Source organism: Roseovarius halophilus (ex Wu et al. 2025) (genome assembly GCF_047086965.1).
In genome coordinates this window covers 1-7,431 of sequence record NZ_JBKOTX010000235.1, presented here as the reverse complement: position 1 = coordinate 7,431, position 7,431 = coordinate 1, and the positions used below count along the sequence as shown (strand labels likewise).

The window sequence follows — 7,431 nt, the reverse complement described above, 5'->3', positions numbered from 1 at the left end:
AGAATTCACGCAGCTGCTCTCAGTTTCATGGCGGGGGTCATGCCGCCGATGCCCATGTTGGGGCGCTCGTTGTTGTAAGTCCAGAGCCATTTGGTTGCTTGGTCCTGTGCCTCCTCGATGGTTTCAAAGATGTATTGCCCCAGCCATTCGCCGCGAACCGTGCGGTTGTAGCGCCCGATGTACGCGTTCTGTTGCGGCTTGCCTGAAGCTTTTTGATATGTTCGAGACTTTGCGATCCTGAAGTGAAAAGGGCGGCCCTGGTGGCCAGCCCTTTTTGGATCTCAACAAGAAACCCCTCGACGCTGATCGCCCTTTTTTATCTGCCCGATCCGGCGCCCTCTACGCGGATACAGACCGGAGCGAACCCGGCCATGCAATCCGATCGCCTTTATGGCCGCCGTGGAGCGTGGTCCATCTCCGTCCTAACCCATTGATTTGCATAGACCGTATTTGCGCCCGCCGTGGTCCATCCAATCATTGATTTCATTTCATATTTTTTCCGCTATGGTATTCCCTCCGGGCCTACCAAAATTAACAAAACCAAGCCGTTGCGACTTGCTTGGGGGCAAGACCGTCACGTTGCGCATCAATGACACGGGCCGGCCCTGTCCCCACGCGCCAAACGAAGACAAAGCCCCACCAAACGCGAAGCGAGCGCGGCAGGGACGCAAACCCGACGGCCCTGGGTCCGGCGATCGCTTGAAGCGTCCATATCTGGGCCTGCGGGAGGGCGCTGGAAATGCCCCAAGGCTTTGCGCCGGGTCGAACGATAGCGTGCAGGCGCAGCGATTGGCCCGTTCTGGCCGGTCCAGTTGTTCCAGCCCGAGGCTCTCAAGCTTATCCGGCAGGCCGCCGCCCCCTGCGACACAGGAGACCCGGCCAGCCCGCGCGCCCGGGACTTCGGGCCACAGCGCCGGTCGGCACGGCAGCATCGATGACAGCCTGTGAACCACCCTACACCTGCCCGCGAATCTGTTGCATAAGCACGCCGACGACGACTCAGGCCAAGGACCTCCCCCATGCATGACATCCGCGCGATCCGAGAGACCCCCGCCGCATTTGACGCGGCCCTGTCGCGTCGCGGGGTGGCACCGGTCTCCTCCGAGATCCTGGCCATCGACGAGGCCCGCCGGGCGAAAATCCAGGCCGCCGAGACCGCCCAGGCCGAGGCCAACGCCGCCGCCAAGGCCATCGGCGCCGCCAAGGCCGCCGGCAATGACGCGGAATTCGAGCGCCTGCGCGCGGAAGTCTCGCAGAAGAAGGCCGATATCGCACGCCTGCAGGACGAGGCCAAGGCCGAGGACGCCCGCCTGCAAGACCTCCTGATGGGTCTGCCCAATCTGCCCCATGACGACATCCCCGATGGCGCGGACGAGGACGACAACGTCGAGATCAAGCGCTGCGGCAGCCCGCGCAGCTTCGACTTCACCCCGCTGGAGCACTACGAGATCCCCGCCGCCCAACCCGGCATGGATTTCGAGACGGCCGCCAAGCTCTCGGGCAGCCGCTTCGTGGTGCTGGCCGGGGCCATGGCCCGGCTGCACCGGGCACTTGCCCAGTTCATGCTGGATTTCCACGTGGAAACTCATGGGCTAGCGGAAACCCTCACCCCCGTTCTGGTGCGCGACGAGATGATGTATGGCACCGGGCAACTGCCCAAGTTCGGCGAGGACAGCTATCGCACCACAAATGGCTGGTGGCTGATCCCAACGGCCGAAGTCACCCTGACCAACCTCGTCAACGGCGACACGGTCGAGGCCGGCACCCTGCCCCGCCGGCACGTCGCCCATACCCAGTGCTTCCGCTCCGAAGCGGGCAGCGCCGGGCGCGACACCTCCGGCATGCTGCGCCAGCACCAGTTCGAAAAGGTCGAGATGGTCTCGATCACCCACCCAGACGAGAGCGAGGCCGAACACCAGCGCATGACCGCCTGCGCCGAAGCGATCCTCGAGGCGCTGGGGCTGCCCTACCGCACGGTCGTCCTCTGCGCCGGGGACATGGGCGCGGGCGCGCGGCGCACCCACGACATCGAGGTCTGGCTGCCCGGCCAGAACAGCTATCGCGAGATCAGCTCGGTCTCGACCTGCGGCGATTACCAGGCGCGGCGCATGAACGCCCGGTTCAGGCCAAAGGATGGCGGCAAGCCGCAGTTCGTCCACACGCTCAACGGCTCGGGCCTCGCGGTGGGCCGCACGCTGATCGCGGTGTTGGAGAACGGCCAGCAGGCCGATGGCGCGGTCACCTTGCCCGCGGCGCTGCACCCCTACCTGCGCGGCAAGACGGGCGTCGACGCAGATGGCACCCTTGTCTAGCCGCACCGGTCGCCACGTCCGCCCCACGCCATCACAGGACACCCCGCGCATGCCACAGCCCCGCGCCCTATTGACCGCCCTGGTCACCCTCACCTTCGTGCTCTCGCCGCTGATGACCGAGCCCTTCTCGGGCTTTCGCGAAGACCAGCTGCCGCTGCCGCAGATCGACCCGCCGGTGCAGCCGGCAGGCTATGCCTTCGCCATCTGGGGGCTGATCTACGGCTGGCTGGTGGTCTCGGCCGGCTTCGGCCTCTGGGCGCGGAGCAGCGACCCGGCCTGGACCCGTATGCGCGGGCCCCTGATCGTCAGCCTCGCCCTCGGCACGCCCTGGCTCTGGATCGCGACCCAGAGCGCGATCTGGGCCACGGTGCTGATCTTCGCCATGGCCGGCGCGGCCCTCCTGGCCGCCCGGCGCAGTCCGGATCACGACCGCTGGCTCGCCCATGCGCCCGTGGCCATCTACGCGGGCTGGCTGACCGCGGCCGCCTTCGTCTCTCTGGGCACCACGGCCGCGGGCCATGGCGTGCTGACAGGGGCCACCGGCTGGGCCTGGCTAGGGCTGGCCGGGGCAACGCTCACCGGGCTGGCGATGCTCCTGGCCCTGCGCCGGCGGCTGGAATACGCCCTGACCCTGGCCTGGGCGCTCATCGGCATCATCGTCGCCAATGGCAGCGATCCGCTCACCATCAGCCTCGGCGCGGCAGGTGCCATCGGGCTCATCGCCGGGGTCGGCGCGCTATGGCCCCGGGCTTCTTCTGGCTAAAAATATCCAAAAGACCGACCGGCGCGTCCCGAGGCGCCCTCGGGGCGGCGCGTCGCCCCGCCACCGGGCAGACTGAAAGCGCGCGGAAGCGCCCCGCCTCTTCACGCTAGCCGTCGGCGGGGCCTTTCCCGAGGTGCTTGCGCAGGCGCGAGGGGGTGGACTTCTTACGATTCTTGTAGGGGTTCTTGTCGCCCTGCCCACGCATGCTCAGCCGGATCGGCGTGCCGGGCATGTCGAAATCCTCGCGCAACCCGTTGACCAGATAGCGCGTGTAGCCCTCGGACAGTTTCTCGGGGTTGGAACACATCACCACGAAGCCCGGCGGGCGGGTCTTGACCTGCGTCATGTAGCGCAGCTTGATGCGCCGCCCGCCCGGCGCGGGGGGCGGATGCGCCTCGACCATGCCGCTCAACCAGCGGTTAAGCTGCGCCGTCGTCACCCGCCGGTTCCAGATGTCATGGGAGCGCAGCACCGCGTCGTGCAGCCGGTCCAGCCCGCGCCCGGTCTTGGCTGAGACCGTGACCAGCGGCGCCCCGCGCAACTGCGGCAGCAACCGGTCGAAGGCCTCTTTCAGGCCCTTGAGCTTGGCTTGCTTGTCATCCTCGATGTCCCACTTGTTGACGGCGACGACCACCGCGCGGCCCTCGCGCTCGGCCAGGTCGGCGATGCGCAGATCCTGTTGTTCGAAGGGAATGGCCGCGTCCAGCAGCACGATCACCACTTCGGCGAACTTGACCGCGCGCAGCCCGTCCGAAACGGACAGCTTCTCGACCTTGTCCTGCACACGGGCCTTCTTGCGCATCCCGGCGGTGTCGAACAGCCGCACCGGTGTGCCGGCCCAGTCCATCCGCAGCGAGATCGCGTCGCGGGTGATCCCGGCCTCGGGGCCAGTCAACAGGCGGTCCGCGCCCAGGATCTTGTTGACCAGCGTGGACTTGCCCGCGTTGGGCCGGCCCACAACCGCCACCTGCAGCGGCTTGGCCGCGCTCGGCTGGTGCTGGGCCAGGTCCGCCTCGGCATCGGGGTCCTCGATCGCGACATCGGTCTCGGGCGCGTCGCGGGCGGTGCGTTCCGCGAATCCGTCGGCCAGCGGGGTCAGGACCTCCAGCAGCTCGCCCAGCCCCTCGCCGTGTTCCGCCGAGAGGCGCAGCGGCTCGTCCAGGCCCAGGGCATAGCCATCCAGCACGCCCGCGTCGGCCGCGCGGCCCTCGCCCTTGTTGGCGACCAGGATCACATGCGCCGACTTGCGGCGCAGGATGTCGGCGAAGATCTCGTCGGTGGGGGTCACGCCGGCGCGGGCGTCGTACATGAACAGGCAGATGTCGGCCATCTCGACCGCGCGCTCGGTCAGACGCCGCATCCGGCCCTGCAGGCTGTCGTCGGTGGCATCCTCCAGCCCTGCCGTGTCGATCACGGTAAAGCGCAGGTCGCCCAGCCGTGCCTCGCCTTCGCGCAGGTCACGGGTGACACCGGGCTGGTCGTCGACCAGCGCAAGGCGCTTGCCGACCAGCCGGTTGAACAGCGTCGACTTGCCCACATTGGGCCGGCCCACAATGGCGAGAGTAAAGCTCATGACGCATTTTCCATCGGATCAGATGCGCCCGATACACCTTTTGCGGCTCAACGGAAAGCCAGCAATTGCCCCCGCTTGGTCACGACATAAAGCGTGCCCTGCGCCACGACCGGGTTCGAGGTGGCGCCGCCGCGCAGCTCCAGGGAGTCGATCAGGTCACCGCTTGCGGGATCGAACTGCCGGATCACACCGTCCGAAGAGGCCAGGATCAGCCGCCCCCCGGCCAGCACGGGGCCGTAGTGTTCATGGCGCGTGCTCTGGCGGCGTTCGCGGCTCTCGACGAAGCCGGGCAGTTCCACGCGCCAGACCGGGCTGCCGTCAGCCGCGTCGAGACGCAGCAATTCCCCCAGATCGTTGACGAGGAAGACCGATCCGCCCGCGGGCCAGACCGGGCCGACCGCGCCCTCGCCCACGCTCCAGATCGGCTCACCGTTGTCCAGTCGCAGCGCCGCGAGGCGGCCCGAAACATTGCCCACGTAAACGCGGTCGCCGTCGATCACCGGATCACCGGCCAGGTCGGATATGGTGGCGGCCGCCTGCCCCGGCCGCTGGCCGGTCACGAAAGAGGCCCAGCGCCGCAGCCCGCCCTGCGGGAAGGCGCCCAGCACCTCGCCGGTGGGAAAGGGGAAGACGGCGATCTCGGGGGTGACGGCGGCGCCCGGCCCGCCGGCGAAATTCGCGGTGGGCGGCGTGCCGGTCAGGGTCCAGCGGACACGGCCGGTCTCCATCTCGACCGCCCAGGCCCGACCATCGCGCGAGACGACATAGGCCAGCCCATCAAGTATCGTCGGCGCCGAGGTGCCCGGCGCGTCCAGGTCCTGGGTCCAGCGTTCCGCACCGGTCGCGGCGTCCAGCGCCACCAGTTCGCCGAATCCGGTGGTGACAAGAAGCGTCTCGCCATCGGTGGCCAGCCCGCCGCCCGAGGCGTCGCGTCGACTGTCCGAGGCCGGTGCGAGCGTGCGCGCCCAGAGCCGTTTGCCCGCCGTGGAGGTGGCGACGACCTGCGTGCGCGCGTCCAGCGTGAAGACCCGCCCCCCGGCCACGATCGGGTCGGCGGTGATGCGGTGGCGGCGGCTGTCGCCCTCGCCGATGTCGGCGGCGAAGGCCTGCGTCAGGCCCCGCCCCAGCGCCGGATGGATGATCCCGTGTTCGGGGCCCCCGTTGCGGTGGGTCCAGTCCGTGTTCTCGACCGGCCGGGCCAGCGAAATCGGGCGTTCCTGGTTGACCTGCGGCCCGGCGGCCTGTGCCGCCCCGTCCCTGTCGGCGCGGATGTCGAGCCGCTCGCCGGGCAGGATTTCCTCTTGCCCGCCGCAGGCGGCAAGGGTGCCAAGGGCGATCAGCCCCGCCAGGATCGGTTTCACGGTCACGCTGTCCCCCTGTCCCTTTTTGCAGGCCGTCTTGTGCTGATCCGGCGGCAACACATGGTCATTGGTCACCTGGCAGCGACAGGTCCGCAACTTCGCCGCCCAAGGCCACAATCATCTGCACCGCCCGCTGGCGCAAGCCCTGCGTTGCCTCGGCGTCCACCGCGATGGCGCGAAACTGTGCGATGGCCGCGTCGGTTTCACCTTGCTCTACCGCGATCAACGCCAGCTGTTCCTGGGCGTTCAGGCGAAACGGCGCGCCCGGTTGCGCCAACTCCGACAGCGTGGCGCGCCGGGTTTCGACATCGCGCACGCCGGCGCCGACCATGGCCCCCTTGAGCGCGGCGAGGTCGCGGTAGATCGCCGGCACCGCCTCGGTCGTGACCACGGCGTCGAAGGCGGCGACCGCCCCCTGCGCATCGCCGGCTTGCTGCAATTCGGCAGCGGCGAGCATTTTGGACACGGCCACCGAAGCGCCCTCGGGATCGAGCCCCGTCAAGGCCTCGGCGCGGGCACCGGGGGCGTTCTGGCGGATTGCGGCCAGCATCGCGTCGCCGCGGGCCTGGGCCTCGGCGCGCGCCTCGGCCTTGCGCCACTCGTTGAAGGCAGTGCCGCCCACCAGAACCAGAACCACCGCGACGGCGATCCAGCCGTAGCGACGCAGGTACTGGAAAAGCTGGTCGCGTCGGACCTCCTCGGTGACCTCGTTGATGAAACTGTCGCTGTCGCTCATGCCTGCCCCATGTGACCCGCGACGTGGCGCGGGCGTTCCAGTTTGGATTGTCATATCCCGAAGCCGGCGGCGGAGACAAGGGCGAGCCGCCGCTCGCCGCCCCCGGTGTCGATTTCGCAGCTGCAGAAGGCTGCTTGCACGGGCTACGATTTTTTTCTAAACTGAACTGGTCGGTTCAGCCGCTGGCCGCGTACCAGTACCACGTTCGCCGGCGATCAAGGCCGCCGGGCCGCCACACCAAAGGAAAGCCCCGTCATGCGTCTGATGCCGATCCTCACCGCCGCGCTGGTGTCCGCATCGCTGTATTTCCTTATCTTCGAGCGCGACATCGTGCTGGCTATCGCCCAGGTCGCGCCGGCCGCGGAGGCGGACGCCAAGGCAGATGAGAGCGGCCCGGACCCGGTCAGCGTCGTGGTCGAGACCTTTAAGGCTCGGTCGGTTGACGGGGCCGTCGTTCTGCGCGGCCGCACCGAGGCTGCGCGCCAGGTGACCGTCGCCTCTGAAACCTCAGGGCTGGTGGTGTCCGAGCCGATCCGCAAGGGCGCCTTCGTGGAGGCCGGCACCCTGCTGTGCGAACTCGATCCAGGCACGCGGCAATCCCAGCTGGAAGAGGCCCAGGCGGGCCTGAGCGAGGCGCGCTCGCGTCTGCCCGAAGCCCAGGCCCGCGTGCCCGAGGCCGAGGCCCG

6 protein-coding genes and 1 pseudogene are annotated in these 7,431 nt (G+C 68.6%); 3 read left to right on the top strand and 4 right to left on the bottom strand.

Going from position 1 to position 7,431, the window contains the following annotated elements; all coding sequences use genetic code 11:
• Window positions 1–5 precede the first annotated feature (5 nt).
• Window positions 6–203 (bottom strand): annotated as a pseudogene (locus ACH107_RS27905) (integrase core domain-containing protein); the annotation flags it as partial.
• A gap of 816 nt (window positions 204–1,019) precedes the next feature.
• Here ACH107_RS27905 and serS point away from each other — a divergent pair.
• Together serS and ACH107_RS27895 are read left to right on the top strand one after the other, a co-directional pair.
• Complete coding sequence (gene serS / locus ACH107_RS27900) at window positions 1,020–2,312, top strand: serine--tRNA ligase (RefSeq protein WP_412508979.1); 1,293 nt, start codon at window positions 1,020–1,022, stop codon at window positions 2,310–2,312.
• A 49-nt stretch (window positions 2,313–2,361) separates the two neighbouring features.
• Entirely contained in the window at window positions 2,362–3,075 is a 714-nt protein-coding gene (locus ACH107_RS27895) for an LPXTG cell wall anchor domain-containing protein (protein ID WP_310690716.1), read from the top strand.
• A gap of 106 nt (window positions 3,076–3,181) precedes the next feature.
• On the opposite strand, the gene der is transcribed toward ACH107_RS27895, so the two are convergent.
• Genes der through ACH107_RS27880 form a run of 3 tightly spaced genes read right to left on the bottom strand, consistent with a single transcriptional unit; the run spans window position 3,182 to window position 6,745 of the window.
• Window positions 3,182–4,648 (bottom strand): ribosome biogenesis GTPase Der, encoded by a 1,467-nt coding sequence (gene der, locus ACH107_RS27890; protein WP_412508976.1) that lies wholly within the window; start codon window positions 4,646–4,648, stop codon window positions 3,182–3,184.
• A 47-nt stretch (window positions 4,649–4,695) separates the two neighbouring features.
• Complete coding sequence (locus tag ACH107_RS27885; protein WP_412508974.1) at window positions 4,696–6,015, bottom strand: PQQ-binding-like beta-propeller repeat protein; 1,320 nt, start codon at window positions 6,013–6,015, stop codon at window positions 4,696–4,698.
• Window positions 6,016–6,073: 58 nt separating this feature from the next.
• A complete protein-coding gene (locus ACH107_RS27880) occupies window positions 6,074–6,745 on the bottom strand; it encodes a hypothetical protein (RefSeq protein WP_412508973.1) in 672 nt (223 codons plus the stop codon).
• Between the two features lie 255 nt (window positions 6,746–7,000).
• On the opposite strand from ACH107_RS27880, the gene ACH107_RS27875 reads away from it, so the two are divergent.
• On the top strand, window positions 7,001–7,431 hold a 431-nt coding region (locus ACH107_RS27875), incomplete at its 3' end, for a biotin/lipoyl-binding protein (RefSeq protein WP_412508971.1).

Excerpts from the sequence above, each read along its gene's own strand:
- serS (WP_412508979.1), top strand. The coding sequence starts at position 1,020 with ATGCATGACATCCGCGCGATCCGAGAGACCCCCGCCGCATTTGACGCG.
- ACH107_RS27895 (WP_310690716.1), top strand. The coding sequence starts at position 2,362 with ATGCCACAGCCCCGCGCCCTATTGACCGCCCTGGTCACCCTCACCTTC.
- der (WP_412508976.1), bottom strand. The coding sequence starts at position 4,648 with ATGAGCTTTACTCTCGCCATTGTGGGCCGGCCCAATGTGGGCAAGTCG.
- ACH107_RS27880 (WP_412508973.1), bottom strand. The coding sequence starts at position 6,745 with ATGAGCGACAGCGACAGTTTCATCAACGAGGTCACCGAGGAGGTCCGA.